This window comes from Rhodococcus sp. P4_E4 (genome assembly GCF_056401575.1).
In genome coordinates this window covers 48,573-74,392 of the sequence record NZ_JBFUJB010000030.1, presented here as the reverse complement: position 1 = coordinate 74,392, position 25,820 = coordinate 48,573, and the positions used below count along the sequence as shown (strand labels likewise).

Genomic DNA, 25,820 nt, shown 5'->3' with positions numbered 1-25,820 from the left:
TCACGACGCCACCCACGGTGCAATCGGATTGCCCTGCCAGCGGGTGGAGGGCGGAACGGTGTCACCTCGCATCACCAGAGATGCAGGCCCTACCGTCGCTCCCGCGCCGATGCCGGCTGCGGGTAGCGCGACACAATGCGGTCCCAGCGTTGCTCCTGCTCCCAAGGTGACGGTGTCCATGGACATGATCCGATCATGGAAGAGATGAGTTTGCACGACGCACCCCCGTTCCACTGTCGCTCCGTCGCCCAAAGTCACAAGATCTGCCTCGGGTAGCCAGTACGACTCACACCAAACGCCCTTGCCGATCTTGGCCCCGAGCCCACGCAAGAAGATGTTGAGTACGGCAGTACCAGTCGCTGCGCGAGCGAACCACGGCGCCGCGACGGTTTCGACGAACGCGTCGGCTACCTCGTTGCGCCAGACGAACGAACTCCACAGCGGATGCTCGACCTTGGCGATGCGTCCGACGACGATCCACTTGGCGGCGATGGTGATCGCGCCGGCCACTGCTCCGGCGACGAGCAGAATTACGCCGCTCAACAGAGCCGCGAACCAGAATCCGACGGCGCCGACCAGTGCTTCGAGTGCAAACAGAACACCGAGACCGATGCCGAACGTGACCATCACGGGGATCAGTCGGCAGGTTTCGACCACTCCGCGGGCGATCTTGAGTCGCATCGGCGGATTGAACGTGCGGGCGGCGTCGGTGTCCCCGGCAGCCCTTCTCAGACGTACCGGTGGACTACCCAGCCACGATGATCCGGACTTGGCCTTGGACGGGGTGGCCGACAGAACCGCCACGAGACCGTTCTTGGGGACGCGTCGACCGGGTGCGGTCATACCGGAGTTGCCGAGGAACGCACGCTTGCCGATCTTCGCCTGTTCGATGTGCATCCAGCCGCCGCCGAGGCCGTAGCTTGCAACCATGGTGTCGTCGGCGAGGAATGCGCCGTCGGCGACCGTCGTGAACTTGGGAAGGAGGAGCACGGTGGATGCTTCGACGTTCTTGCCGATCTTGGCGCCGAGGAGGCGGAGCCATCCCGGCGTCAGCAGGCTCGCGTAGAGCGGGAAGAGGAAGGTTCTGGCCGAGTCGAGCAGGCGTTCGGTCGCCCACACCTGCCAGCCGATGCGGCTGCGGACAGGGTGGTAGCCGGGGGTCAGCCCGATCGAGAGAAGACGAACGGCCACCAGTGTGACGACTGCGAAGACGAGCAAACTCACGATGGTCGCGACGGGAAGCATGATCAGCGATTGGAGCACTGCACTCGCGAGCGTGTCGGTGTCGCGGATCCACCAACCGATCAAGGCGATTCCGGCCATCAGAGCGAAGATCGGCATACCGGCCAGGAAGACCGAGGTGACGCCGTATACCGGCACCCAGCCGGGTGCGCGCTTCGGATGTTCGGCCGGCCAAGGATGATTCGCTTTCCCGACCTTGGTGGCGGGGGAGCCGGCCCACTGCTGGTTTGCCTTCACTCGGCCGAACACCGCAGATCCGGGTTCGACGACGGCGTCCCGACCGATACGCGCGCCGGGCAGAAGCGTCGAGCGTGAACCGACGGAGGCGCCGTCGCCGATCTTGATCTCACCGATGTGAATGACGTCGCCGTCGATCCAGTGGCCCGAGAGGTCGACTTCGGGTTCGACGGAGCAGCCGTCACCGAGTTCGAGCATGCCGGTGATGGGAGGAAGTGTGTGGAGATCGACGCCGCTGCCGATGTCGGCGCCGAGGGCGCGGGCGTAATAGAGCATCCACGGTGCGCCCGAAAGGTTGGCTGCGCCACTGGCTTCGGTGAGTCGCAGCGCTATCCACAGACGCAGGTGCTCACTACCACCTCGCGGGTACGTTCCTGGTTCCAACTTGCGTAGGAGCAGGCGCGCCCCGACGACGGCGATGGTCATACGGCCGATCGGCGTGATGAACACGATGAACGCCAACAGGATCCACCACCACGAGACCGTGGGCGCCCAGCTGACGTCGACGAACCAGCCGAGGACGTTGTTCGCGATCGCCAGCCACGTCACCCACTGCAGTCCGGTGAGCGTCGTGAGTGGAACGGTGACGGCGATCTGCGCCAGCTGAGTTTTCAAGGGTGTTGGAGCGACGATGCGCGGCTCCACAGTTTCGGTGGGTGCCAATTCGTCGAGATATTCGGCGAGCGATCCCAACCGTGGATGGTCGTAGAGCTGTGCGACGGTCACTTCGGGGAACCGCTCGCGCAGGGCGGTCACCAACTGAGCAGCAGAGAGGGATCCGCCGCCCACTTCGAAGAAGTCGTCGTCGAGTCCGGTGATCTGGGCTCCCAGGATCGATCCCCACAGACCGGCAACCCAGGCGGCGGTGCCGTCGAGGCCCAACGCGGCCCCGGCATCTTCACCGGCGCCGGGCAACGGCCACGGCAGCGCATTGCGGTCGACCTTGCCTGACGTACGCGTCGGAAGTTCGTCCATCAACGCCAGACGCGGCACGAGGGCTGCTGGTAGCTGCTCGCTGAGCAGTGCATGAGCGGCCTTGAGATCGAAGTCGGGATCCGTGCTGGCGATGTACCCGACGAGGAGTTGATTGCCGGCTGCAGTCTTCTTCACGGCTGCGGCAGCGCCGCTCACGCCCGGCAGGTTCTGCAAGGCGTTGTCGACCTCACCGAGTTCGATGCGCCTGCCGCCGAGCTTGACCTGATCGTCCGCGCGGCCCTGGAACATCAGGCCGGTGGTCTCGAGCCGGACCAGGTCGCCGCTTCGGTAGGCGCGTTCCCACCCGAGCGAGGGCATCGACGCGTACTTCTCGGCGTCCTTCGCGGGGTCGAGGTAACGGGCGAGGCCGACGCCGCCGATCACCAGCTCGCCCACCTCGCCGACCGCGACGGGATTGCTCTGGGCGTCGACGACGGCAAGGTCCCAGCCGTCGAGGGGGAGGCCGATGCTGACGGGGCTCTTGCCGTCCATCAGTGCGCCGCAGGCGACGACGGTTGCCTCGGTGGGGCCGTAAGTGTTCCAGACCTCGCGGCCGTCGACGGCCAGGCGCTCTGCCAGTTCGGGTGGGCAGGCTTCGCCGCCGAAGATCAGGAGTCGAACGGCTTCGAGGGCCTCGGCCGGCCACAGAGACGCAAGCGTCGGCACAGTGGAGACGATGCTGACGTCACGCGAGACCAGCCACGGGCCGAGGTCCATGCCGCTGCGAACCAGCGAACGAGGAGCCGGGACGAGGCAGGCGCCGTGGCGCCACGCGAGCCACATCTCCTCGCAGGACGCGTCGAATGCCACGGAGAGTCCCGCGAGGACGCGGTCACCAGGCCCGATGGGCTCGTCCTGGAGGAACATGCGCGCCTCGGCGTCGACGAAGGCTGCGGCATTGAGGTGAGTGACCGCGACGCCCTTGGGGGTGCCGGTGGATCCTGAGGTGAAGATGATCCAGGCGTCGTCCTCGGGTTCGGGTTCGCGAACCGGTGGATGTTCGAGCCGCTTCGGCGCCGTCCCCGGCTGGATTCCGTCGCCGGTGATGATCGCCGCTACCTGCGCCTCGCCGAACACCAACTCGGCGCGCTCTTCCGGATCGTCGGCGTCGACGGGAACGTAGGCGGCGCCCGCCGCGAGGATCGACAGGATCGCCACGTACAGCGAACGCGAACCTGACGGCATCCTGATTCCGACGCGGTCACCTGCGCCGACGCCGGCATCACCGAGCCAGCGCGCACCGAGCGCGATCTCGTCGAGCAACTCCGAGTACGACAGTGTGGTGTCGCCGTCGTCGATGGCAGGTGCTTCCGGGTTGGCCTCGGCTGAGGCCCGCACGATGTCGATGAGCGTGCGCGGCGCAGGTGCATGCGCCGACCGTAGGAATACGGACGGAATCCCGAAAGATTGTTCCGTCTCCGACTGCGACTGGAGTGGCAAACCCGTTGGTCCTGTTCTACTCACGAAACTTAGCGTCCTGCGAACTGTCGAGTTGAAAGTCTCATGACAAGTTTGCGAGTTGGTGAACAGATATGCCTAATGCAACATGCCGAACGTGCCGGTCAGTCCGTACTGGCGGCTTGCGCGTGGCCTTCTGCAGAGTCGGCGAACTCGGGTGTGTCGAACACCTCTCCGCCCAGCGGATCGATGACCTTCGATTCCTCGGAGAAGTCGACGGCGCCGGTATCCGGGTCGATGTTGACCGCATGGGCGGGAACTTCGTGGACCGCGACGAGCATGTGGGCGTCGGAGGGATCCGTCATGATTCCGCTTTGTGACGGGGTGAGCCCGGCGAAGGTCGACGAGATCTTCAGATCGCGGAGCCGCTTTTCGGTGGGTTGCGGAACGTCGGTCGATGCCGAGGCATTTGTAGAAACCCGCAGGTAGCGTGGTGCCGACGCGACCTCGTATCGGAACGCCTTCAGCATCGACAGACATGCCAGCACCATGATGACCGAGAACGGTACCGCCGTGGCGATAGCAACGGTTTGCAGCGCCGTGAGCGATCCACTGCCACCCACGATGAGGAGAACTGCGGCCGCGGCACCGGAGAGGAACGTCCAGTAGACACGCGTGATCTTGGAGGTCTCCAAGCTGCCACCGGTCGCGAGGATGTCGATGACGATCGAGCCGGAGTCCGCGGACGTGACGAAGAAGAACACGATCACGACGATCGCGAGAACACTCGAAATCGTTCCGAGCGGAAGTCCGTCGAGAAGCGTGAACAGTGACGTGTTGGTGTCCACTGCGCCGGATGCGTCGAGCATCGTGCCCTCGTTGCGCTGACGCAGAATGCCGGAGTTACCGAAGATCGTGAACCACAACGAACCAACCAGCGTCGGGGCCAGCAGCACACCGAAGACGAATTCGCGGATGGTGCGGCCGCGTGAGATGCGCGCGATGAACATGCCGACGAACGGTGCCCAGCTCATCCACCAACCCCAGTAGAAGATGGTCCATGCGCCCTGCCAGCCGTCTTCGGCGAACGGGGACGTGCGCAGCATCAGTTCGGGCAAGGCCTGGACGTATCCGCCGAGGTTCTGCACCCACGACTGCATGAGGAACAGCGTCGGTCCCAGAATCAGGACGAACAGTGCCAGCGCGGCAGCGAGCATCATGTTGATGTTGGAGAGCCACTTGAGGCCCTTCGTGACACCGGAGACGACCGAGAAGGTCGCCATGCCCGTCACGATGACGATGATGGTGATGACCAACCAGTTGTCGGTCTCCACCCAGCCGAGGTAGTCGAGGCCGGCCGAGATCTGCTGGACACCGAAGCCCAGCGACGTCGCGACACCGAACAGCGTGCCGACGATGGCGACGACGTCGATGGCGTGGCCGATCTTTCCTTCGATGCGAGCCCGTCCGAGGAGCGGCTCGAGCAGCCAACGGATCGACAGCGGGCGACCCTTTCGGTAGGTCATGTACGCCAGACCAAGGCCGACGACGACGTAGATCGCCCATGCATGCAAGCCCCAGTGGAACAGCGTCAGTTCCATGGCTTGATTGGCTGCGGCGTCCGTGGATCCGGCGATCTGCCCGGCGACGGGTGGGGTCACGTAGTGCGAAAGTGGTTCGGCTACTCCGTAGAACACGAGCCCGATGCCCATGCCGGCGCTGAAGAGCATCGCGAACCACGAGAGCATCCCGAACTCGGGCTGCTCGTCGTCACGTCCCAATCGGATGTTGCCGATGCGGCTGATTCCGCAGTACAGCGCGAAGATCACGAAACCGGTGGCCGAGAGGATGTACCACCAGCCGACGCCGTCGCTGATCACGTTGTTGAGTGTTTCGAAAGCATCCGCGGCGGTTCCCGCGTAGATCACGGCAAAGGCGATCAGGGCAAAGATCACTATCGACGCGGGGATGAACACGGGTTTCCGTAGTTCACGCCACGCAGTTTTGACCGCAGTCATTCCACTCCTCGAACGTTCAGGCATTCACAGCGCCCATCAGGGCGGCCACGTGTCACGCGTAGGTGGGCGTTTCGCTCACACCATCGCAGGTCAAGACCGGGCTATTGCTTTGAAATTCAACGTAACGTCAAGTTTCGGTCAACTCAACTGGACGAAAGATGCTGCACTGTCGCGAAAGTTCTCACTGGATGCCGTAGTTCCGGTTGTAAATCGTTGGGTCATAGTGGCATTGGGCCATGAGTGGAATGCTGAACGGCGAATTCGATTGGTACGGTGAGTTGAATCGGTCGAGTCGACGCTCACCGATTGACCACATTTGTCAAACTCGGCGAAACAGCCTGTCTGTCAGGTGGTTAACTCCTGGCGTGCTTGCCCGATCGTGGCGGTCAGGTGTCGATACCTAACTGTGATTGTGATGGTCGCAACTATCAGTGATGCGGGCCCTGTTCGCCCCGCTGAGCGTCGATCAGATCCATCGCATCCTTCAGACCCAAGCCCGGATGCAGTTCGCGTAGTGCCTTGATTGCCGGAATACGGTCGTCAGTCGACGCGAGTGCACTACGGACGTCGTCGGCGGGTATTTCGGTGGGGGCAGTTGTCCCTTCCCAACACGCCGGTTGAGGATTGTTCCTGGTTCGCCAGGCTTGGACGGTGCCGTAGGCAAATCCGACCGTCGCGAAAAGCCAGATTGCCAGGCGAACCCAATTACCGGTTGTCGGTTCCGTGACCACTGTATGGATGGTGCTCGGACCGACTACGACTACGAGCAGGACGAGGCCAATCGTCTGGCCCCATCGCTCGACGCGCCTGCTCGGTACCCACCACTCGGCCATCGGTCGATACTCGCACAGGGCTGCTGTTTCGGTGCGACGATGGAGATCATGGAGATTCGTGATGCGGTGGAGCGACTTCGGGCGGATTCCGGGACCTCGATGATCTTCGGAGAACCGCACCAGACCAGCGACGGATCGACGATCATCACGGTTTCGCGACTACACCGGCGGTGGCGGGGCGACCCGATACCGGTGCCAGTGGGAGTGTTCTCGATCCACGAGGGTGAGCCGTCGTGGTCACCGGCCGTCGATCACACCAGGGCGGCTTTGATGGGGGAGTTCATCGGGTTGGCGGCCGCGGTGATCGCAACCCTGGCCGTTCTACGTCGACCGCCCTGGCCTGATGTGACGATTCGGAAGGGGTGACTCAATAGGGGCGACTCAGAAGGGGTGACCCAGAATTACGCCGATCAACTGGAACGGCATCGCGAGGAACATCGATCCGACGTAGAGCGGATAGCGAATCGGGTCGCCGGCGAGGTAACCCTCGGCGAGCCAGGCCATGACATCTGCTGATCCCATATTCGTTACTTCCCTTCGCGGTTGTGGTTCACCGACATTTTCGGTCGTGGGAGTTGTTTTGTTACAAGCGAACTCGAAGGAGGAGTGCATGTGACGGCAGTTTCGACGCAGCAAACTCAGTCAAGTGAGATCCCTGGGGGCGGCAGTCTCTACCAGCTAAGTCTCGATACTTAGCACTGTGTAGTGGTGAAATCTGTGCATTCTGCACATGTCGGGACAATTCGGTGAGCCTTACAGTCGCTGCATGACAACGACACCTTCTCCTCTCTCAGGCAAGACCGTCGTACTGATCGGTGGCGGAACAGGCATCGGGCTGCGGGTGGCGCACCTTGCCGTCGACGCCGGCGCCCAGGTAGTTCTCGGTGGCCGAACCGCATCCAAGCTGGAAGCAGCGGCCACGCAGCTGGGTGAGGCGGCGCACTGGTTCACCGTCGACACCTCCGACGACGACTCGGTGAAAGCGTTCTTCACCAACATCCCCAGCGTCGACGCTCTCTTCACCACGGCTGCCGATTACCAGGTCGGCTCGTTCCGTGAACAGAGCGTCGAGGAAGCGGCGTCGCCGTTCACCTCCAAGTTCTGGGGGCAGTACCGCGTCGTGCACGCTGCGCTCGACAGGCTGACACCCACCGCATCGGTGGTCCTCATGTCCGGTGCTGCCAGTGTGCGGCCACCTGCGGCTGCTGCGGCATACGTTGCGGCCAATGCGGCAATCGAGGGGCTCGGACGGGGACTGGCGGTCGAGCTGTCGCCGATTCGCGTCAACACCGTTGCTCCCGGAACCATCGACGGGCATCTGTGGGCTCAGCGTCCGGCGGAGGTTCGGGAGGCGGCGTTCACCTGGAGTGCGGAGAACAACGTGCTCGGCCGCGTCGGGAACGAAGACGAGATCGCACAAGCGGTGTTCTATCTCTTCACCAACACGTACACAACGGGTTCCACGCTGTACCCCGACGGCGGGTACGCGTTGCGCTAGACCCGTGCCATTTGACGACTGAGTGAAATGACGACTGTGCGAAATGCATTGTCGTAACACGAAGAAACGCCAATTCGCCCATAGGCGTGACCCCGACCACATTCGTACCGTCTTCTCCGAGAACACTTCCCAACTATTCGAGGAGTCCGTCATGAAAAACACATCAACGACCGCCGCCGGCGGTGAAGTGTCCGACGGTGACGACTACGCGCTCACCCGCGTTCCCGACGAAGCACGGTATTCGTGGTTCTCGGTGGCAGTACAGCGATTCGGTCAGGTTTCGGCACTCGCACAGTTCCTGCTCGGTGCGACGCTCGGCTACGGCATGACGTTCTGGAATGCCTTCTGGGCATTGACAGTCGGGGCGGTGATTCTCGAGGTTGTCTGTATTTTCATCGGCATCATCGGGGTTCGTGAAGGGCTCAACACGTCGGTGGTCGCACGCTGGTGTGGATTCGGGCACGCTGGTTCCGCGGTGATCGGCCTGGTGATCGGAGTCAGCCTGATCGGTTGGTTCGGCATCCAATCTGCTGTCTCTGCATCAGGTTTGCACGGAATCATGCCGTTTCTGCCGCAGTGGGCGTGGGCCCTGGTCTTCGGCCTTCTGATCACCGCGATAGTCCTTCGCGGGTTCGGCTCCATGCAGCTGATCGCCAACATCACCGTTCCCCTGTTCTTGCTTCTGGTGGGTTGGGCCGTCGTCACCGAACTGCGTAATCACTCGCTGTCAGATCTGATGGCATCTGCTCCAGCCGGGCCGGAGCTCAGCTTCCTCGCCGGAACCACCATCGTCGCAGGCGGTTTCATTGCCGGAGCAGTGATCACACCCGACATGACGCGATTCAACCGCACGGCGGGTGACGTCGTGAAGCAGACACTCGTCGGAATCACATTAGGCGAATACGTGATCGGATTGACCGGTGTACTTCTTGCGCATGCCGTTCGCAGTTCCGATATCGCCACGATCATCCTGTCGTCGGTCGGCTGGGTCGGCGTTCTCATCATTGTTCTCGGAACTTTCAAGATCAACGACTGGAATCTGTACAGCTCGGGGCTCGGCATCGTGAACTTCATCGACGTCGTGTTCGGGCGACGCATCAATCGCGCCGTCGTCACCGCTGTGGTCGGCGTGACCGGTTCGATCCTCGCGGCTGCCGGAATCCTGAACTCGTTCACCGACTTCCTGATCCTGTTAGGCGTCGGATTCCCGCCGATCGCCGGAATCATGGTGGCGGAGTACTTCATCGTCAAGACCTGGCGCAAGGACCTGGAAGAGAGTCGAGCCGCGGGTACCCTCCCGAACTCGGCGCCCACTTGGGTACCGGCCACGTTGGTGATCTGGATCGTCTCGGCGCTGATCGGGCATTACAGCACATTCGGTTTGCCGTCCATCAACGCGGTGGCCTCGGCATTCGTTCTCTACGTCGTCGCGGGCCGACTCGGCCTGATTCGCGGGGTCGGACGCACCACAACCGAAGCGCCGCAAGAGCCTTCGGGAACATCTGCGCTCACGCACTAGCACTGCAAACACTGTAGAAGGGAGTTCGCGATGCGAATCGGAATCGACGTCGGTGGTACAAACACCGATGCGGTCCTGATGGACGGGACCACCGTCATCGGGCATGTCAAACACTCGACCAGCAAGGACATCACCGGCGGAATCGGCGGAGCTCTGACGGCGCTGCAGCAGCAGTACTCGTTCTCTCCCAGCGCTGTTCAAGCAGTGATGATCGGCACGACGCACTTTCTCAACGCTCTCATCGAGCAGCGAGGGCTTGCACCAACAGCGGCTCTGCGATTGGGGCTTCCGGCGACCGCAGCGCTTCCGCCGATGGTGGGGTGGCCGCGAGACCTGGTCTCCGCTGTGCAAGGAAGGCACTACCTCGCTCACGGTGGGCACGAGTTCGACGGTCGTCGTATCTCACCGCTGGATCCCGACGAGATTCGTCGCCATGCCGCCGACATGGCTCGCAGCGGTACTCGTTCGGTCGCAATATCGTCGGTGTTCTCTCCGGTCAATCTCGAATGCGAAGCGGCGGCAGCGGAGATCGTGCGTCAGGAACTCGGTCCGGACGTCGCAATTTCGCTCTCTCACGAGATCGGTCGAGTGGGTCTACTCCAGCGGGAGAACGCGACCATCATCAACGCTGCGCTGCGCGAGCTTGCCGATCACATCGTCGACGGTCTTGCCAGTTCTTTGGTCGAGCACGGCATCGCCGCACCGCTGTATCTGAGCCAGAACGACGGAACCTTGATGGACATCGAGTACGCAAGGCGTTATCCGGTGGCGACTTTCGCGTCGGGACCGACCAACTCCATGCGAGGCGCCGCTGTTCTGTCCGGTCTGGCCAGCTGTGCGGTGATCGACATCGGGGGCACCACAACCGACGTGGGCGTACTGACCAACGGTTTCCCCAGAGAAGCCACCACGGAGGTGACGGTCGCGGGGGTACGGACCAATTTCCGTATGCCGGACGTCTTCTCGATCGGTATCGGTGGTGGTTCGCTGGTGGATGCGGACGGACTTACAGTCGGACCCGAATCTGTGGGATACGAATTGGGTTCACGGGCACTCGTATTCGGCGGTGACACGTTGACGGCCACCGACATAGCCGTCGCGGCAGGCTTGGCCGACGTCGGAGATCGCAGTGCGGTGGCGCACCTCGACCGCGGTCTGGTGTCGACGGCACTCGACCGGATCTCGCGCCGGGTCGCCGACGCCGTGGAACAGATGCGGACCACGTCGGATCCACTTCCCGTTGTGGCGGTTGGCGGGGGATCGGTTTTGCTGGAGCACGAACTTCCCGGCCTGGGAACGGTGATTCGTCCTGAGCGCTTCGACGTTGCCAATGCGATCGGCGCTGCGATCGCGCAGGTCAGTGGTGAGGTAGATCGAGTCGAAGCGGTACGGGACGGGCGCAGGCAGATTCTTGCCGACGACGCTCGCCAGGAGGCGATCGATCGGGCAGTCGCAGCAGGCGCACGGCCCGAGTCGGTGCAGATCGTGGAGTTCGACGAGGTCCCGATTCCGTATCTGCCGGGCAACGCAACACGTATTCGAGTGAAGGCAGTCGGTGACTTGGCACTGCACAGTGGTCTGGTCTCCACCGGTCAGGAAGGCTCACGATGAGTTGGACACTACGAACGGCAGACCTCGACGACCTCGCCAGGGGCGCAGCTTTGTTGGGGACCGGCGGCGGGGGAGATCCGTTCGTCGGCAAGATGTTGGTCACGCAGGCGCTCGGGGAAGCCGGTGAAATCACGATTCTGGATCCGGCGGAGCTCGACGACGACGCGTGGGTGATCCCCGTCGCGCAGATGGGTGCACCGACCGTCGTGGTCGAGAAGATGCCGCGCGGAACCGAACCCGAGCTGGCGCTGATCACATTGGAGAAGCACACGGGGCGAACTGCAGATGCCACGATGCCGATGGAGTGCGGCGGGATCAATTCGATGATTCCGTTGCTGGTGGCAGCGCGGCGCGGACTGCCGGTTGTCGACGCCGACGGGATGGGACGAGCCTTTCCTCAGCTCGAGATGGAAACCTTCTCGGTGTACGGGATTTCGGCGAGTCCGCTCGCCATGGCGAACGAGCACGACGAGGTGGCGATCTTCGACACCGGCAGCGACAACGCCAGATTGGAGGGCCTCGCTCGCGGGGTGACGTCGAGGTTCGGTGGGATGGCGCATATCGCGCAGTACTCGATGACGGGTGCAGATGTGAAGCGGACGGCGATCCCACGGACTCTGTCGTTGGCCTTGGCCATCGGTCGGTCCATCAGGCTTTCACGTGAGCAGCGGGTGGACCCGGTTCAGGCGCTGGTGGACGGTCTCGCCGACACGCTTTACGGATACGGGCGAGTTCTCTTTCACGGCAAGGTGATCGATGTCGACCGGCGAACCGATGAGGGGTTCGCTCGAGGTTCGGTGCGGATCGCCGGCGTCGGAGACGAAGAGCTGGAAGTTCAATTCCAGAACGAAAATCTGATCGCCGTGCAATCCGGAGTAATGGTGGCGATCGTGCCAGACCTTATCTGCATCGTCGAGGCCGACACTGCCGAGCCCATCACCACCGAGGGCTTGCGGTACGGGCAGCGAGTTGCGGTCATCGGGATCGCGACTCCGCCGATCATGAGAACACCGGAGGCACTGGCGGTCTTCGGCCCGGCAAGCTTCGGACTCGATCGCCCGTTCCTGCCGGTGGAGACACTCGAGCAACCTGTACTGGCAGAATAGCGAGCCGTGAGCAGGCTGCACGCGGTCCGGGAGGCCGACCTCGACGCGATCGCAGCGGGGGCGGTGGTCTTGGGCTGCGGTGGGGGCGGCGATCCACGCCTGTTCGTGGAAATGCTGCGTCCACTGATGACGTCAACGTCGGTAGAAGTCATCGCGCCGGACCAGTTGCCGTCCGGGGCGATGATCATGCCGGTGGGAATCGTCGGATCGGCCCTGGCTTTGGAAGAGCAACTGCCCTCCGGGCATGAGTTTGCCGACACTGCAGCAGCTTTGACGCGGTGGACTGGTAAACGTCCGACCGCGGTGATGACTTTCGAAGGCGGTGGACTCAACGCTCTCTCCGGCATTGCGGCGGCGTTGGCGTTGGGGATTCCCGTGGTCGACGCGGACCTGCTCGGTCGAGCGATGCCTCGGCTCGATCACTTCTCTCTCGCCGCAGCCGGGTTGGAATTGTGTCCGGTCACTCTCGCCCAGCCCGGCGGCCTCATTACCGTCGTCGACGGAGTGGATGTGCTGGGCGCCGAGGTAGCAGTGCGGTCGTTGATCGGGAGAACCAGCGGTTGGGGCGCTCTGGCGATCGCGTCGATCGATGCGCGGACTGTGCAGGAGGCGTGCATTCCGGGAACTCTGTCCCGAGCATATGAACTGGGTCAGCACGTCGGGACCCTCGGCAGTTGGCGGGAGATCGCCGAAAGCTCCGGGGGGCGAGTAATGGGGACAGGCCGGGTGCGTGCGGTGCGTCGTAGTCGCCCGAACGCCGGCGATCGTCGGGGCAACGTGATTCTCGAACACGATTCTGCGGTGATACGAGTCGAATTCGAAAGTGAGTTCCTGACCGTCGCGTCGGACGGCGAGATGATTGCGACATGTCCGGACATCGTGACGTTGCTCGACGTCCGGACCGGTGCCTTCGTCTCGTGCGAATCAGTGCACCAGGGGCAGGACGTGGCCGTGTTGGTTCTGCCCGGCCCTCAGTGGTGGGCGGAAGATGTGAGCAGGTTGAAAGTTGTCGGCCCGCGGGCCTTCGGGATCGACCACGACGCAGTGCTGATGGAGGCGCAATGAGCGCGAGTGTGTCGGCGTTGCTGAACAACCCGATTTTTGTCGGGTTGTATCGACTTGCCGGCGAAGGTGATCCCGTCGTGACGACAGTGGGAGCGCTCACCGGGGAATCGGCACAGTCAGCCGAGGCCGTGTCGGGTGCGGCGGGTGCAGGATCAGTTCTGGTGATTCTCGATCGAATCGACGTCGGGGAGTGGAGATTCGACGCTCTCCTTCGACGCACGGCGGCGACCGGCTGCCGGGTGCTCGCGGTACACAGCACTGCGGCGGAGGATGCGAATCTCTCGTTGCTTGCCGATCGCCTCGGACTGGTGGTGCTCGGAGTATCCGACCCGTGGCAGTTCAGCGTGGATCTTCGTGATCTTCTCTCGAATTCGCGGGCGGTGATGGCCGACGCGGTACTGCGGGCGACACACGCGGGCCAGCGGGCCGGCGGAAGCGTCGAGAATCTTCTGTCGGTGCTGCTGAACACATTTCAGCGTTCGTTCATCCTCCTGGACGCGTCCGGACGCCCGCTGACCGGCGCCGATTTGTTGTCCGACGCTGATCGAGCAGCCGCCGGTATGTTGTCGGGCCGCGGGGCGCCCACCACTGTTGAATTGGACTCCGGCGGGGTCCTGATTGCGTGCCCGGTGATGTCCGGCGCAGCCCGAGAGCCCTGGCTGGCGGTGCTGCTCCCGGTGCGTCAAAGCGTCGAAGAGGCTTCTCTCTCAGTGGTTCTCGACGTGGCCTCGTTGGCTGCCGGGCACCGACTGGCCGTTGCACGCATGGTCGACGAGCGTGAAGCGCGCCGGCGTAGCGCGCTACTCGGTGAACTGATCGACACGTCAGCAGACGCCACACCCGGACTGCTCCGGCGCGCACTCGACGCGGGTTGGGCACTGGACGGATGGCATATCGGCATCAAAGTCCTGGCGGTCGGTGAGGTCGACCTGGTGGCCAGGCGCAGTGAGGTCGCAGACGCCCTCGCCGCCGAGGGAATCGACGCCAATGTCGTGGAACAGGCTGACGGCTGGGCAGCGTGGACCACTCTGCCGGGCGAGCCGCGACCGGAGTCGATCACCAGGATCGCTGAGAGCATCCGTGCAGCTCAGGCGAGGTTGGAACCCACGATGGAGACCTGGGTCGGTGTGGGACGCGCACACGACGGTCCGGCTGGAATCGGTGCGTCCCTGTCTGAGGCCGGGGATGCCGCTCGGCTCGCGGGTTCGAGGTCGCAGACAGGCCGCTTCCTGCACGTGGACCGCCTGGGGCTGGCGCAGTTGCTGCTGGCGTGGACGCGAACCGACACGTTTCAGCCCGCAGCCGCGGCGCTGCTCGCGCCGCTACGCGATTCGAATGGAGAGTTGCTCGAGACTCTGTCGACGTACCTCGACGAAGAATCGTCTCTGGCTCACACCGCAACCCGAATGGGCTTGCACCGCAACACCGTATCGAGTCGGATCGATAGAATTCAGCGCCTTCTCTCGGTGGATCTCGCAGATCCGGAAACGAGACTCGCGCTCCACCTTGCTTGCCGGACCATCGCGCCCTGACGGAGATCTTCGCGGCTTCGTCTTGACAAGCACGGGAGGTTCCTGCCATCCTCGTTGCCAGGTCACGAGTACCAGTGTTCAGCCCCGGCTTGCTGGTCGGCAACCCTCCTCCGCGGTGGGGTGCTCCGGGTGACGACCCGGCTGCGTTCGAAAACGAATGCGGCAAGCGCGGACTCTTCCGGGGCCATCACCCGACGAACGAGTCCTTGAACGTGAGGATTGTCTTCGATGACTGCTGTATTGAGTGCCGACACCTGCCGCACCACCGCGATTGCCAAGGTTTCGGGTGCTGACCTGCAGGTTCCATTGGTTCAGGGTGGCGAATGCTCCTACGCCAACTTCGACTACGCCGCGAGTGCGCCGGCATTGGCCCAGGTCACCGACCGTATCGCCGAGTTGCTGCCGACATACGCCAGCGTCCACCGCGGTGCCGGCTACGCGTCTCGGATCTCCACGCTCACCTACGAGAACGCTCGTGAATCCGTTGCTCGTTTCGTGAATTGTGCCGACGATCAGGTTGTCGTCTTCACCCGGAACACCACCGATTCGCTGAACCTGCTTGCGCAGTGCGTCCCCGGCAGCACCGTCGTCCTCGATGTCGAGCATCACGCAAACCTGTTGCCGTGGAACGACGCTCGTATCGTCACCGCCGCAGACACCATCGAAGAGACGATCGAGCGTCTGATCGGTGAACTGTGCACCAAGCCTGCAGCGCTGCTCGCAATCACCGGTGCCTCCAATGTGACCGGCGAGATCCTGCCGATTGCACGCTTGGCTGACATCGCTCATCGTTGCGGCGCACGTATCCTCGTCGACGCAGCTCAGCTGGCTCCCCACCGTCGCATCGACCTGCAGGAATGCGGCGTCGACTACATCGCTTTCTCCGGTCACAAGCTCTATGCGCCCTTCGGCGCGGGTGTTCTGGTCGGACGCCGTGACTGGCTCGACGAAGCTCAGCCGTACCTCGCCGGCGGCGGCGCCGTGCGTGAGGTGACGATCGAGTCCACGGAGTGGGCCTGCGCGCCTGCCCGCCACGAGGCAGGTTCCCCCAACGTTCTCGGTGCGGCAGCCATCGCGACCGCATGCGAAACCCTGCACGCGCTGGACTTCGACGTCATCGCCGAGCACGAGAAGGCACTCACGGCCCAGCTCACCGACGGATTGTCCGCCATCGATGGCGTCTCGCTCGTGCGACTGTGGAATGACGCACCGGACGCCGTCGGAATCGTCACCTTCACCGTCGACGGATTCGAAGCGGGCGAAATCGCCGCATTCCTCTCCGCCGAGCACGGCATAGGAGTTCGCGACGGTCGCTTCTGCGCACACCCGGTTCTCGCACGCCTCGGCCTCTCCGGCGGTGCAGTTCGCGCCAGCCTCGGCCTCGGTAGCAGCTCGGACGACGTGACGCGGTTGGTAGACGCCGTGAACATCCTGGTTTCGAATCAGCGTGATTGGAACTACGCCAAGACTGCCGGTGCGTGGAACCCCGTGCCCGAGACCCGCCCCTTCCTCGGAGCCTCAGACGACAACGCCGGCGCAGCCGAGTGCGTCTGAGCTGAGCTCGGTCCCCGAAAACTCGAACGGACAACTAGCATGGCAGCCATGGCACCAGCGGATTTCCCCGCCACCCCTTTGAGAGTGAGCATCACTCTCGGTCAGTGGTGCCGTCGCCATGTCGATCTGTGCCGCACCTCGTCAGGAATGTGTTCGGGCTGACGATTCGTCTCGCTCATCCCATACTTTTCTGATTTTCGGAGGTCTCACATGTCTTCACGCGCTTCGCATTCTCTGCACGTAGCGGTCGAGTTGACCGGATCCGGTCACCATCCGGCAGCTGAGGGCGCACCCGGCAACCTGCCCATCATCGGCGGCGACTACTGGGTGGACCTCACCGAGGGCGAAAAGGCTCTCGATTTAGCTTCATTCCCTACCAATGTGGTTCGGATTCGCGCTGCGGACCTGCGTGAGGCACAGCTCGAACGTGCACGGATACGCGCTGCTGTCGCCGAAGAAGGACGCGATCCCGACAGTGTCGCAGTACTGGTCGATCTCGAGATTCTGATCGCGCCGGAAGCTCGCTCCGCCCGTAAAGAGCTTGCACAGTTGGACAGCGCGTTGACGGCGCCGCGGGTTCCCGTTTCGCTTCACTACGTCGGAACGCCTTCCGGTCTCGGCAGTTTGATCGCCGATGTCCGAGCTGCCGAGGTCGCCGACGGCGTTACGTTGCTGCCTCTCGCATTGCCTCGCACGCTCGAGCATCTGGTGGACAGCACCATTCCGTGGCTTCAGGATCGCGGACTTGTCACACCGTCCACCGCAGTCGACGAGGTTCTCGGGCGTTTCGGACTGCCGCCCCGTCAGCGCACGCTTGCGTCCTGATCGTCACCGATTGCATCTGCGTACAGGTGGAACAGCGACGGTAATTCGTCGGCACCGTCCACCTGTGCCAGAAGCGTCCAGCATTGCGCAGTGATCGACCGAGCCCTCGTGCCGATCCAGTTGGTGGGCAGTAGTTCCGGCGGCAACAGCGGATCCGGTTCCATGGCTCGCGTGAATTCCGCCGCGAGTTCGATGGTCATCGTGACAGCATCAGTACCCGGACTGTTCTGCAGTTTGTGCAGACGTGCGGTCGCTACGTCGAGTAGTCGTTCGTATCCGTCAGCGATCTGGTCCAGCGGCCACAACTGCGCGGCAATCTTCACGGGGTCTTCGAGCATGCCCACTTTCAGATCTCGCGTGGTGAGAGAAGACAGGTGCTGTTCGACGTCGAGTTCGGCGGCCGCATCGCGAATATACGGTTCCCAGGCGTGCGGCGAGACGTACAGACCGCCCTGGACGAGCGCGCCGCCGAGGTAAACGACCCTGGTACGCAGCGCATCTCGCGCTTTCCGTGACGACTCCGGAATTGCGAATCCGGCCAGGTGCCAATACCCGTCCCACCGCGTCACAGTGTCGCGGTCTTGTTGATAAGCCAGCCGAACGAATTCGACGTCGGGTTCCATCTCGCGCACGGCTTTCGGCGTTGCTCGTAGCGTGGCCTGCCGCCCGCGACCTTCCTGAGTGAACTTCCCCTCGGTGACCAACCGCTTGATACACAGCCGAACCTGTTGATCAGTTTTGTCGAGGGCGTCGGCGGTGGCATAAAGGGTGCGTCCGTCGACAGTTCCGTCCGTGCGCAGTAGTCCCTCGATCAGGATCCTCGTGGGTACATCGACGTCCCTGTCGGTCATCGCCATGTCCTTTCCTCGCTTCTCGACATCTTCGCCCACAACTGTACTATCGAATGCAATACGATCGTTTCAAATTCGTACGTTAGGGCGGGAAGATGGCAGCGGTATCGATGAGCGAGGGCAAGAGTAAGCCTCGTTTACGCAGGTGGATGGTTACTTCCCTGACGGGGGTCGTTGTTCTGATCGCGACTCTGGTGGGCTGGACGCTGTACCAGAACACCTATGACATCCGTGAGGAAAAAGTGACGATCACCGGGGGATCGGTGCCGCTCCAGGGAGTCCTTGCACTGCCCGAACACGGTGACGGTCCCTTCGGCCTCGTGGTTTTCGTCCACGGAGACGGCCCGGTCGATGCAACACATGAGACGTTCTATCGACCGGTGTGGGAGGCGTTCGCAAAGGCGGGGTACGCGTCACTCTCCTGGGACAAGTCGGGGGTGAATGGGGCACCGGGCAATTGGCTCGATCAGAGCATGGACGATCGCGCGGCAGAAACGGAAGCGGCAATCGAGTGGGCACGGGGACGTTCGGATATCGATCCGTCTCGTATCGGTCTGTGGGGTGCAAGCCAGGCAGGGTGGGTGATGCCCAAGGTGGTGAACCTCGACCCGGACGTAGCGTTCGTCATTGCCGTGGGTCCCGCGATCAACTGGCTCCAACAAGGCGAATTCAATACCCTTGCAGAACTTTCCGAGAGAAATGCGTCGGCCGACGAGTTCGAGAAAGCGCGGGTCGATCGTGCGAAGAACTTGGATCAGTTGGCCCGTGATGCATCGTACGACGATCTCGTGGCCTCCGGCGAGGCCGACGGTCTCACCGAAGACCGGTGGAACTTCATTCGAAAGAACTACCGATCGGATGCGCGAGCCGATCTCGAATCCGTGAGGGTTCCGGTGCTCTTGATCATCGGCGGACAAGACGTCAACGTCGACGTGGCCGATACCGAAAGGGTGTATCGCGAATTACTTGACTCGCCAGGGCAACTGGTGGTCAAGAAGTATCCCGACGCCACTCACTCGATTGTGGAGAAGGACCTCGAAGACTCGGAAGTGATGTCGGCTCTGGTGGCCGTCCTTGCTCCCCGTTCTATCTTCGCTCCCGGTTATCTAGCGGATCAGACTGCATTTTTGGAGGGAATTCATGGCTGACGGAATCACGGTTGTCGCACTGGGCGGTGCCGGTGCCATGGGCTCGGCAGCAGTTCGTCTTGCTGCAACATTGCCGGGAATCGGCAAGGTAGTAGTCGCGGATCGCGATATCGATGCTGCGAAGCGTCTTTCAGTTGAACTGGCTCAGGCGTCAGCGCAAGTCGAGGCGCGCAGCATCGACGTCACGGACGGTCGCACGCTACGTGAATTGTTGGATGGCGCAGACGTGATCATCAATACCGTCGGCCCGTTCTTCCGTTTCGGTGTCGGCGTTCTCCAGGCAGCGATCGAGACCGAGACGCACTATCTCGACATCTGCGACGACTGGGAACCTGCCGTCGACATGCTGGAATTGGACTGTGCTGCCAGGGAAGCCGGAATCTGCGCGGTAGTCGGCATGGGCGCAAGTCCCGGGATGAGTAACCTCCTGGCCGCGATGGCAGTCTCGCGATTGGACGTGGTCGACGATCTGTACACAGCCTGGCCGGTTGATGTCGAGGGCGAGGACGAGTCGGTAGACACACTGAGTGCAGCGGCCGTTCACTGGATGCAGCAGATCAGCGGCACGGTTCCAGTGGTTCGTGCGGGGCGAATCGTCAACGAAGAACCGTTGCGTTCCATCGCACTCGAACTGCCCGGCGGACGTCGGGGGAACGCTTACGTGGTCGGGCATCCGGAGCCGGTGATGTTTCATCGGACCATCAATCCTGCAGGGCATTCGGCAAATCTGATGGTGATCTCACCGGAAACCGTGGCGTTTCTCGACGTTCTCCGCTCAGATATCGACAAGGGGAGAATTGATCTCGACTCGGCTGCTGAAGAATTGGGCAAGCCCTCGCTCCGGCGGATGATCCGTGCTGCGCCTCGAATGCTCACGCGTGCCGGTCATGGATCCTTGCCGTTGTTTTTCGCCTCGGCGACCGGGGTGCGCGAAGGTCGAGAGATGCGCGTCGTGGCACGGATCGCTGACGATTCACCGGTATCGGCGTTACTGTCGGACATGGCCGGTGCAACCGGAATCCCCTTGGCGCTCGGCCTTGCTCAGGTGGTGTCCAGGCTGGCCGACGGAACGATTCGGGATCGGGTCGGTGTGCACTCAGCCGAGAGCGTCATCGACCCGGAAGTTCTGTTCACTGCACTGTCGCGGTTGTTCGATCGAACCGACTGGAGTGACATCGTTACCGTCGAATCCGAGTTTCGCTAGTCAGTTCGCGGCGTGCGATCCGATGCGACTGCGGATTTCGGTCTCGACGCGATCTGCGTCCTTTGGGCTGAATGAAGGCGCTCCGCGGCCGGCGAGGGTGAGTACCACCGCGGTCTCCTTCCACGGGCGTGAAAGATCCAGGCTGTACCACGAGCTGAAATCTGTTGTTCCCCAAATTCGTAAGCGTCCACTCAGCCATGACATGACTCCGAGGTCGACGGATTCGATCTGTGAGTACGGAACGAACTTGCTGACAAACGGGAAGTAATAGTGGCGGATCGTGACGCCCTGATCGTCGATCCGGACGGTCCTGTCCTCGTAGATCGTTGATGTCCCTGTACTCACAGTGAAAACCCGGTCCCTGCTGTTCGACGGTCTCGGCGGATGCCGAAAACCAACCATACAGTCTCTACTGGGACGGGTGGCCCGCCCGAGTGTCAGGCGCTGGTAGTCCTCGCGACGACGAGATCGCTCACCGCGATCTGAGCGTTGCCGATTGCCGCCTGAACCGGTTCGCAACTACTCGATGCTCTGGCGAGCGCAAGAACTGCGGTGAGTAAGGCGGCGTCGGGCTCTCCTTCGAACGGTCCGCTCTGGACGTCGAACTTTCCAGCTCGCAACTGCTTTCGGGCATTGACTCCAAGTTGTGAAATGACCTCGTCCATCGCGGTCAGGCACTGGGCGAGCGCGCCGATCGACCAGTAGAGATCGGCAGCGACGACAGGCGTCTCCGATGCCACGGTGCCGGCGCGGCGCAATCGGTGATGAGTGTCTCGGAGTATCTCGGGCAGTCTGTGGTCTGCGCAATGTTCCATCCCGCTGCCTCCGTAAGGTGTAAAGTTGGGTTATTCAATTACGGTAAGGCAGGGCGGTAAGGGATGCAAGTAGTTTTAGACGATTACGTCGTCGGTGCGTCGTTCGCGACCGACCTGGTCAACACCTCGCCCCGGGTCTGGGTGGAGGCAGGTGACGCGTTGGCTGACCCTCAGGCGCTTCACGATCTACTGGATGAACATGGACTCTCGCCGGATGCGCTCCGCAACGGGCGTCGGCTTACCAGCGGTGAACTTGCCGACGTGCAGGCACTCAGAGAGGCGATTCGTTCGATTCTCGATGCTTCGACCTCCGACGAACTCGTTGATCGCACTGATCGACTCCTGCAGACTGTCCCGCATCACGTTCGACTCGTGCCTGATGCCCAGTTCGACTATCGATGGAATGCGGTACCGGACAGAAGAATCGATCTTGCGGGTGAGCTTGCGTTGTTGATCGGCTTCTCGTTGCTGGGGACTCTGCGCACATTGGGGTACGAACGATTCCGCCCATGCGCGTCGCCGACGTGCAACGGGGTGTTTGTCGATACGAGCCGGGGAGGGCGACGCCGCTACTGCATGCCGGCGTTGTGCGGCAACCGAATCAACGTCGCGAATCACCGTCAACGGCAGCGTCGTACTTAGTCGTCAACGATGGCGTCGTACTTAGCGTCTGCGATTGCCCGGTCGATAGTGACAATCGAACAGCGTACGGCCGACTGTATGGGGAACTTCAACGAGATACAGACCACGTCAGTCCCGCACGATTGTCGCCATGGCAACTCCTAGTAGATGGCGGCTCGTATGAAAGCCCGTTCTGTCTCCGCGACAGCAGTTATCAGCGTTGGCGTATTCACTCTGGCCGGGTGTGGCGGCGCATCCAGTCCCGAAGGTTCGGTCGGTGAGTATGCAAAGGACGGCAGTTTCACGATTGTCATCAACGCCGATCCCGGAAATCTGCACCCTCTGATCACAAACCTTACGTCGACTCAGATCGTGAACGCGTACTCGTACGATTCGTTGATCGACATCGATGCGCAAACCCGCACGGTGCGTCCGTATCTGGCGGAGAGTTGGCGTGAAGAAGGAAACACGCTGAAGTTCGTGCTCAAGAAGGGCCTCACTTGTGCCGACGGCACTTCCTTCACCGCGCAGACCGCAGCCGATGACATCAACTGGGTCATGGACCCTGAAAACGCTTCACCGCTACGAGGATCCACCGTGCCGTCGTCGACGGTCGCGTCCGCGAACGGTGACGAACTGACGGTCACTACAGCCGAACCGGCACCCTTCTTGCTCTCCCGAATAGGCTCGATGCGGCTTCCGTGCGCTGCGACGCTCGAAGACCCGGCCAGTATCCGTTCGAGTAGTAACGGAACGGGTCTGTTCAAGGTCACCGAAGTTGTTCCCAACGATCACATCACGATGGAACGCCGCGACGGTTACACCTGGAGTCCGAACGGTGAGACCACTTCCGACACTCTCGGGGTGCCGAAGACAGTGACGATCAAGATTGTCACCGATCCGAGTACGACGGCGAATCTTGTTCTCACCGGTGGAGTGAATGCCGCGGCGGTGACCGGTTCGGACGAGGAACGAGTCTTGGCAGCGGGTCTGGATTCGAAGACCTACACCACGTTGTCCGGCGAGTTCATCTTCAATCATTTCGCGGCCCTACCCACGGCAGACCGTGCTGTACGGCAGGCCCTCGTGCAGGCAGTAGACCTGGACGACTACACCGAGATCACCACCGGCGGTAAAGGAACCCGTGCACGCGCCCTCGCGGTTTCGGAACCCCTTGCCTGCGACTACAACAGTGTCGAAGGGACGATCCCCGATTTCGACGTCGATGCAGCAAAGAAAACGCTGTCCGACGCAGGTTGGAAGGCGGGTCCCGACGGCCTCCTGACGAAGGACGGTCGACCGCTTGCCCTCAACGTAATTTTCAACAACTCACGCGATACAAACTCTGCCGCCGCGGAATACGTAGCAACACAGTGGGAAGGACTGGGCGCGAAGGTGAAACTGACTGGCGGCGACTACAGTTTCGTCATTGCCAACACATTCAGCACCACCGACCTGTCGTCGTGGGACGTTTCCATCGGTTTGACGCTGGGGAGTGATACGCCGAGCATCTTTGCGAAGTACTTCACCGGCCCGCCCAAACCTGAAGGAGTGAACTTCGCTTCCCTCGACAACAAGAAGTACATCGAATTGTCCACTGAGGCTTCGCTTCTTCCCGGTGACGAGTCCTGCAAGGTCTGGGAGGAAAGTGAGCGCGCGTTGTTCAACGACATCGACCTGCTGCCGGTATCCACGACTCCCGCTCACATGTTCTTCAACGGCGCAACGTCGATCTACCCGCCGTCGAGCGGAATCCTTCCGGGCTCGGCGATCCGTGTCCTGAAGTAGGACCCTCGGCAAACGCTCACTTTCGGGTATTGATCATCCGAAGTGCAAACCGAAATACCACTGCAGCACCGGCACCTGCAGCCAGGCCGGCGACGACATCGGCAAGAAGAACACCGACGCCTATGCCCAGGACGGCAGCAGCGGCGACGGCAAGGGCGACGTCAGCACGAGGAGCGGCGATCGCGGCATCCTTTCCCCGAGTATCGAACGAGCACCCATCTCAACGGAGCATGTCACGAAACGGTCGTCTGCAGGTGTATCAACCGCAAAATGTGTGAAACGCGTCGGCCCCGGCGGAGTTGGACTCCGCCGGGGCCGTGCTGTGTGTGTTGCGCACTTGCTCAGTGCGTCGGGACGGATTCCTTCGACGTGGTCGGGGACGTATCGGTGTGCTGGCTACCAATCTCCTTGCGGGAGTTCGAGCCGTTGAACCGAGGGAGGAAACCGGCCAGGACGAGTGCGATGACGGCGGATCCGGCAGCGAGGGCCATGACGACGCGGAAAGCGTTCTCCGACGGCAGCGTTGCCCCACCGACGGACATGGTCATCTGGGCGATGACGACACCCGCGATGGCGCTGGCGAATGATGTACCGAGGGAGCGCATCAGAGTGTTGAAGCTGTTGGCCGCTCCGGTCTCGGACGGAGGAACAGCCCCCATGATGAGAGCGGGCATTGCGCCGTAAGCCATACCGGTACCGGCGCCGATGATTACTGCGATCACGATCAGTTCCCAAATCGAGTGCATGGCGAAAATGCCGATGCCGTAACCGATTGCGACCACAATGGCGCCGAGCATGAGCGTCACCTTGGGGCCGTGCGAATTGGTGATGCGTGAGGACAGCGGAGAGATCAGCATCATGATGATGCCGGAGGGAGCCATGACCAGACCTGCGGTGAGCATCGAACCGCCGAGGCCGTAACCAGTGATTTCAGGCAGCTGGACTACCTGGGGAAAGACCATGCTGGCGGCGAACATCGCGAATCCGAACACGATGGATGCGAGGTTGGTGAAGAGCACCTGGCGGCGGATGGATACGCGTAGATCCACCAGCGGCTTGGGGGTGCGTAGTTCCCACCATGCCCAGAATCCGAATATCAGGATCGCGGCGCCGAACAGGGAAAGCGTGAGCGTGCTCGTCCAACCCCAGTCGCCACCCTTGGAAATTGCGAGTAGAAGAGCGATGAGGGCGGCTGAGAGTGAGATTGCTCCGCCGAAATCGAACGTGCCTCCTGTGCGAACCGCCGATTCGGGGACCAGGACGACAACAAGAACGGCCGCAAGCGCGCCGAGCACGGCTGACGCCCAGAACAGGACGTGCCAGTCGGCGTACTCGGCGATCAAAGCCGCGATCGGAAGCCCCAGAGCGCCACCGACTCCCAGCGAAGCGCTCATCATCGCAACAGCGCCGGCGAGCTTCTTGGGTGGAAGCACGTCGCGCATCACACTGATACCCAGCGGAATGACACCGGCAGCAAGGCCTTGCAGGATTCGGCCGGCAACGAGGGGGATAACGCTTGAACTGAGGGCTCCGACCACGGAACCGGTTACCAACAGCGCCATGCTGATCAGGAGCAGACGGCGTTTGCCGAACATGTCGCCCAAGCGGCCCATGGTCGGGACGGCGACGGCGGCGGCGAGCAACGTGGCGGTCACAGCCCACGCGGTATCGGACGCCGGCGCGTTCAGGTACTCGGGCAGATGCGGGATGATCGGGATGACCAGCGTCTGCATGAGCGAGACGACGATGCCGGAAAACGCCAGAACAGCCACCACTGCGGTGGTGGCTGGCGACTTCGTTGTCTGTGGCGGCGTTGTCGGTGGTGGAGAAGTGGTTGACGACATTGCGGTAACTCCATCGGAGGAAGAACGAATAATGGTTTAAGTCAGTTGATTGAACTAAAGTTAAATCAAGTGACTGACTTAACGGAAGGGTGCGCCTCCGATCGTGACGAATATCTCCGGTGCCGAGCAGCTTCGG

Annotated in this window: 21 protein-coding genes and 1 riboswitch; of the genes, 13 read left to right on the top strand and 8 right to left on the bottom strand. The window is 62.2% G+C overall.

The features are described 5' to 3' along the window. The 3 genes from AC1DVN_RS28250 to AC1DVN_RS28240 form a co-directional block, all read right to left on the bottom strand. Entirely contained in the window at nt 1-3,894 is a 3,894-nt protein-coding gene (locus tag AC1DVN_RS28250; RefSeq protein ID WP_041814603.1) for a Pls/PosA family non-ribosomal peptide synthetase, read from the bottom strand. Nucleotides 3,895-4,016: 122 nt separating this feature from the next. Further along, nucleotides 4,017-5,870 carry a BCCT family transporter gene (locus AC1DVN_RS28245; protein ID WP_134998484.1) on the bottom strand — a complete coding sequence of 618 codons (1,854 nt, stop codon included), beginning with the start codon at nt 5,868-5,870 and terminating at the stop codon, nt 4,017-4,019. Between the two features lie 428 nt (nt 5,871-6,298). Continuing rightward, on the bottom strand, nt 6,299-6,601 hold the full coding sequence (locus AC1DVN_RS28240; RefSeq protein ID WP_477994546.1) for a hypothetical protein: 303 nt from the start codon (nt 6,599-6,601) through the stop codon (nt 6,299-6,301). A 3-nt stretch (nt 6,602-6,604) separates the two neighbouring features. On the opposite strand from AC1DVN_RS28240, the gene AC1DVN_RS28235 reads away from it, so the two are divergent. Then, nucleotides 6,605-7,069, top strand: a complete 465-nt coding sequence (locus AC1DVN_RS28235; RefSeq protein WP_370627698.1) for a hypothetical protein — start codon at nt 6,605-6,607, stop codon at nt 7,067-7,069. Nucleotides 7,070-7,084: 15 nt separating this feature from the next. Here AC1DVN_RS28235 and AC1DVN_RS28230 read toward each other — a convergent pair whose 3' ends face one another. Beyond that, nucleotides 7,085-7,225, bottom strand: coding sequence for a hypothetical protein (locus tag AC1DVN_RS28230; protein WP_003941170.1), 141 nt, complete (start codon nt 7,223-7,225; stop codon nt 7,085-7,087). Between the two features lie 244 nt (nt 7,226-7,469). On the opposite strand from AC1DVN_RS28230, the gene AC1DVN_RS28225 reads away from it, so the two are divergent. The 8 genes from AC1DVN_RS28225 (at nt 7,470) to AC1DVN_RS28190 (ending at nt 17,413) form a co-directional block, all read left to right on the top strand. Continuing rightward, nucleotides 7,470-8,201: an SDR family oxidoreductase gene (locus tag AC1DVN_RS28225; protein WP_080908854.1), complete on the top strand. Its 732-nt coding sequence runs from the start codon at nt 7,470-7,472 to the stop codon at nt 8,199-8,201. 151 nt (nt 8,202-8,352) lie between these two features. After that, entirely contained in the window at nt 8,353-9,720 is a 1,368-nt protein-coding gene (locus AC1DVN_RS28220; RefSeq protein ID WP_021342713.1) for a purine-cytosine permease family protein, read from the top strand. 30 nt (nt 9,721-9,750) lie between these two features. Then, complete coding sequence (locus AC1DVN_RS28215) at nt 9,751-11,331, top strand: hydantoinase/oxoprolinase N-terminal domain-containing protein (RefSeq protein ID WP_021333724.1); 1,581 nt, start codon at nt 9,751-9,753, stop codon at nt 11,329-11,331. Next, nucleotides 11,328-12,437: a DUF917 domain-containing protein gene (locus tag AC1DVN_RS28210; RefSeq protein ID WP_477994543.1), complete on the top strand. Its 1,110-nt coding sequence runs from the start codon at nt 11,328-11,330 to the stop codon at nt 12,435-12,437. Before AC1DVN_RS28215 ends, AC1DVN_RS28210 begins: the two co-directional genes overlap by 4 nt. Before the next feature lie 6 nt (nt 12,438-12,443). After that, a complete protein-coding gene (locus AC1DVN_RS28205) occupies nt 12,444-13,502 on the top strand; it encodes a DUF917 domain-containing protein (RefSeq protein WP_020906014.1) in 1,059 nt (352 codons plus the stop codon). Beyond that, nucleotides 13,499-15,034, top strand: a complete 1,536-nt coding sequence (locus AC1DVN_RS28200; protein ID WP_020906015.1) for a PucR family transcriptional regulator — start codon at nt 13,499-13,501, stop codon at nt 15,032-15,034. Before AC1DVN_RS28205 ends, AC1DVN_RS28200 begins: the two co-directional genes overlap by 4 nt. Before the next feature lie 60 nt (nt 15,035-15,094). Further along, nucleotides 15,095-15,209: riboswitch (SAM riboswitch) on the top strand. A 53-nt stretch (nt 15,210-15,262) separates the two neighbouring features. Beyond that, on the top strand, nt 15,263-16,588 hold the full coding sequence (locus AC1DVN_RS28195) for an aminotransferase class V-fold PLP-dependent enzyme (RefSeq protein WP_477994540.1): 1,326 nt from the start codon (nt 15,263-15,265) through the stop codon (nt 16,586-16,588). Nucleotides 16,589-16,798: 210 nt separating this feature from the next. Then, nucleotides 16,799-17,413 (top strand): LLM class oxidoreductase, encoded by a 615-nt coding sequence (locus tag AC1DVN_RS28190; protein ID WP_021342717.1) that lies wholly within the window; start codon nt 16,799-16,801, stop codon nt 17,411-17,413. Here AC1DVN_RS28190 and AC1DVN_RS28185 read toward each other — a convergent pair. Then, complete coding sequence (locus tag AC1DVN_RS28185) at nt 17,392-18,270, bottom strand: DNA-binding transcriptional regulator (protein WP_030245214.1); 879 nt, start codon at nt 18,268-18,270, stop codon at nt 17,392-17,394. The genes AC1DVN_RS28190 and AC1DVN_RS28185 overlap by 22 nt on opposite strands. A gap of 143 nt (nt 18,271-18,413) precedes the next feature. Here AC1DVN_RS28185 and AC1DVN_RS28180 point away from each other — a divergent pair, with 143 nt between their 5' ends. Both AC1DVN_RS28180 and AC1DVN_RS28175 read left to right on the top strand, forming a co-directional pair. Then, nucleotides 18,414-19,412, top strand: a complete 999-nt coding sequence (locus AC1DVN_RS28180; protein WP_198538384.1) for an alpha/beta hydrolase family protein — start codon at nt 18,414-18,416, stop codon at nt 19,410-19,412. Next, nucleotides 19,405-20,616, top strand: a complete 1,212-nt coding sequence (locus AC1DVN_RS28175) for a saccharopine dehydrogenase family protein (RefSeq protein ID WP_080908859.1) — start codon at nt 19,405-19,407, stop codon at nt 20,614-20,616. The genes AC1DVN_RS28180 and AC1DVN_RS28175 overlap by 8 nt, the downstream gene beginning before the upstream one ends. On the opposite strand, the gene AC1DVN_RS28170 is transcribed toward AC1DVN_RS28175, so the two are convergent. Both AC1DVN_RS28170 and AC1DVN_RS28165 read right to left on the bottom strand, forming a co-directional pair. After that, nucleotides 20,617-20,961: a PH domain-containing protein gene (locus AC1DVN_RS28170; protein WP_019746690.1), complete on the bottom strand. Its 345-nt coding sequence runs from the start codon at nt 20,959-20,961 to the stop codon at nt 20,617-20,619. It abuts the gene before it with no gap. A 92-nt stretch (nt 20,962-21,053) separates the two neighbouring features. Then, complete coding sequence (locus AC1DVN_RS28165) at nt 21,054-21,431, bottom strand: hypothetical protein (RefSeq protein WP_080908860.1); 378 nt, start codon at nt 21,429-21,431, stop codon at nt 21,054-21,056. 63 nt (nt 21,432-21,494) lie between these two features. Between AC1DVN_RS28165 and AC1DVN_RS28160 the strand changes: the two genes are divergently transcribed. Both AC1DVN_RS28160 and AC1DVN_RS28155 read left to right on the top strand, forming a co-directional pair. Beyond that, the gene (locus AC1DVN_RS28160) at nt 21,495-22,073 is read left to right on the top strand and encodes a CGNR zinc finger domain-containing protein (protein WP_080908861.1); all 579 of its coding nucleotides are present in this window, start codon (nt 21,495-21,497) and stop codon (nt 22,071-22,073) included. Between the two features lie 159 nt (nt 22,074-22,232). Continuing rightward, nucleotides 22,233-23,840, top strand: coding sequence for an ABC transporter substrate-binding protein (locus AC1DVN_RS28155; RefSeq protein WP_477994536.1), 1,608 nt, complete (start codon nt 22,233-22,235; stop codon nt 23,838-23,840). Between the two features lie 341 nt (nt 23,841-24,181). Here AC1DVN_RS28155 and AC1DVN_RS28150 read toward each other — a convergent pair whose 3' ends face one another. Further along, nucleotides 24,182-25,684, bottom strand: coding sequence for an MFS transporter (locus tag AC1DVN_RS28150; RefSeq protein ID WP_019746694.1), 1,503 nt, complete (start codon nt 25,682-25,684; stop codon nt 24,182-24,184). Nucleotides 25,685-25,820 lie beyond the last annotated feature (136 nt).

Excerpts from the sequence above, each read along its gene's own strand:
- AC1DVN_RS28245 (WP_134998484.1), bottom strand. The coding sequence starts at position 5,870 with ATGACTGCGGTCAAAACTGCGTGGCGTGAACTACGGAAACCCGTGTTC.
- AC1DVN_RS28235 (WP_370627698.1), top strand. The coding sequence starts at position 6,605 with ATGGATGGTGCTCGGACCGACTACGACTACGAGCAGGACGAGGCCAAT.
- AC1DVN_RS28230 (WP_003941170.1), bottom strand. The coding sequence starts at position 7,225 with ATGGGATCAGCAGATGTCATGGCCTGGCTCGCCGAGGGTTACCTCGCC.
- AC1DVN_RS28225 (WP_080908854.1), top strand. The coding sequence starts at position 7,470 with ATGACAACGACACCTTCTCCTCTCTCAGGCAAGACCGTCGTACTGATC.
- AC1DVN_RS28220 (WP_021342713.1), top strand. The coding sequence starts at position 8,353 with ATGAAAAACACATCAACGACCGCCGCCGGCGGTGAAGTGTCCGACGGT.
- AC1DVN_RS28215 (WP_021333724.1), top strand. The coding sequence starts at position 9,751 with ATGCGAATCGGAATCGACGTCGGTGGTACAAACACCGATGCGGTCCTG.
- AC1DVN_RS28210 (WP_477994543.1), top strand. The coding sequence starts at position 11,328 with ATGAGTTGGACACTACGAACGGCAGACCTCGACGACCTCGCCAGGGGC.
- AC1DVN_RS28200 (WP_020906015.1), top strand. The coding sequence starts at position 13,499 with ATGAGCGCGAGTGTGTCGGCGTTGCTGAACAACCCGATTTTTGTCGGG.
- AC1DVN_RS28195 (WP_477994540.1), top strand. The coding sequence starts at position 15,263 with ATGACTGCTGTATTGAGTGCCGACACCTGCCGCACCACCGCGATTGCC.
- AC1DVN_RS28190 (WP_021342717.1), top strand. The coding sequence starts at position 16,799 with ATGTCTTCACGCGCTTCGCATTCTCTGCACGTAGCGGTCGAGTTGACC.
- AC1DVN_RS28185 (WP_030245214.1), bottom strand. The coding sequence starts at position 18,270 with ATGGCGATGACCGACAGGGACGTCGATGTACCCACGAGGATCCTGATC.
- AC1DVN_RS28180 (WP_198538384.1), top strand. The coding sequence starts at position 18,414 with ATGGTTACTTCCCTGACGGGGGTCGTTGTTCTGATCGCGACTCTGGTG.
- AC1DVN_RS28175 (WP_080908859.1), top strand. The coding sequence starts at position 19,405 with ATGGCTGACGGAATCACGGTTGTCGCACTGGGCGGTGCCGGTGCCATG.
- AC1DVN_RS28165 (WP_080908860.1), bottom strand. The coding sequence starts at position 21,431 with ATGGAACATTGCGCAGACCACAGACTGCCCGAGATACTCCGAGACACT.
- AC1DVN_RS28160 (WP_080908861.1), top strand. The coding sequence starts at position 21,495 with ATGCAAGTAGTTTTAGACGATTACGTCGTCGGTGCGTCGTTCGCGACC.
- AC1DVN_RS28155 (WP_477994536.1), top strand. The coding sequence starts at position 22,233 with ATGAAAGCCCGTTCTGTCTCCGCGACAGCAGTTATCAGCGTTGGCGTA.
- AC1DVN_RS28150 (WP_019746694.1), bottom strand. The coding sequence starts at position 25,684 with ATGTCGTCAACCACTTCTCCACCACCGACAACGCCGCCACAGACAACG.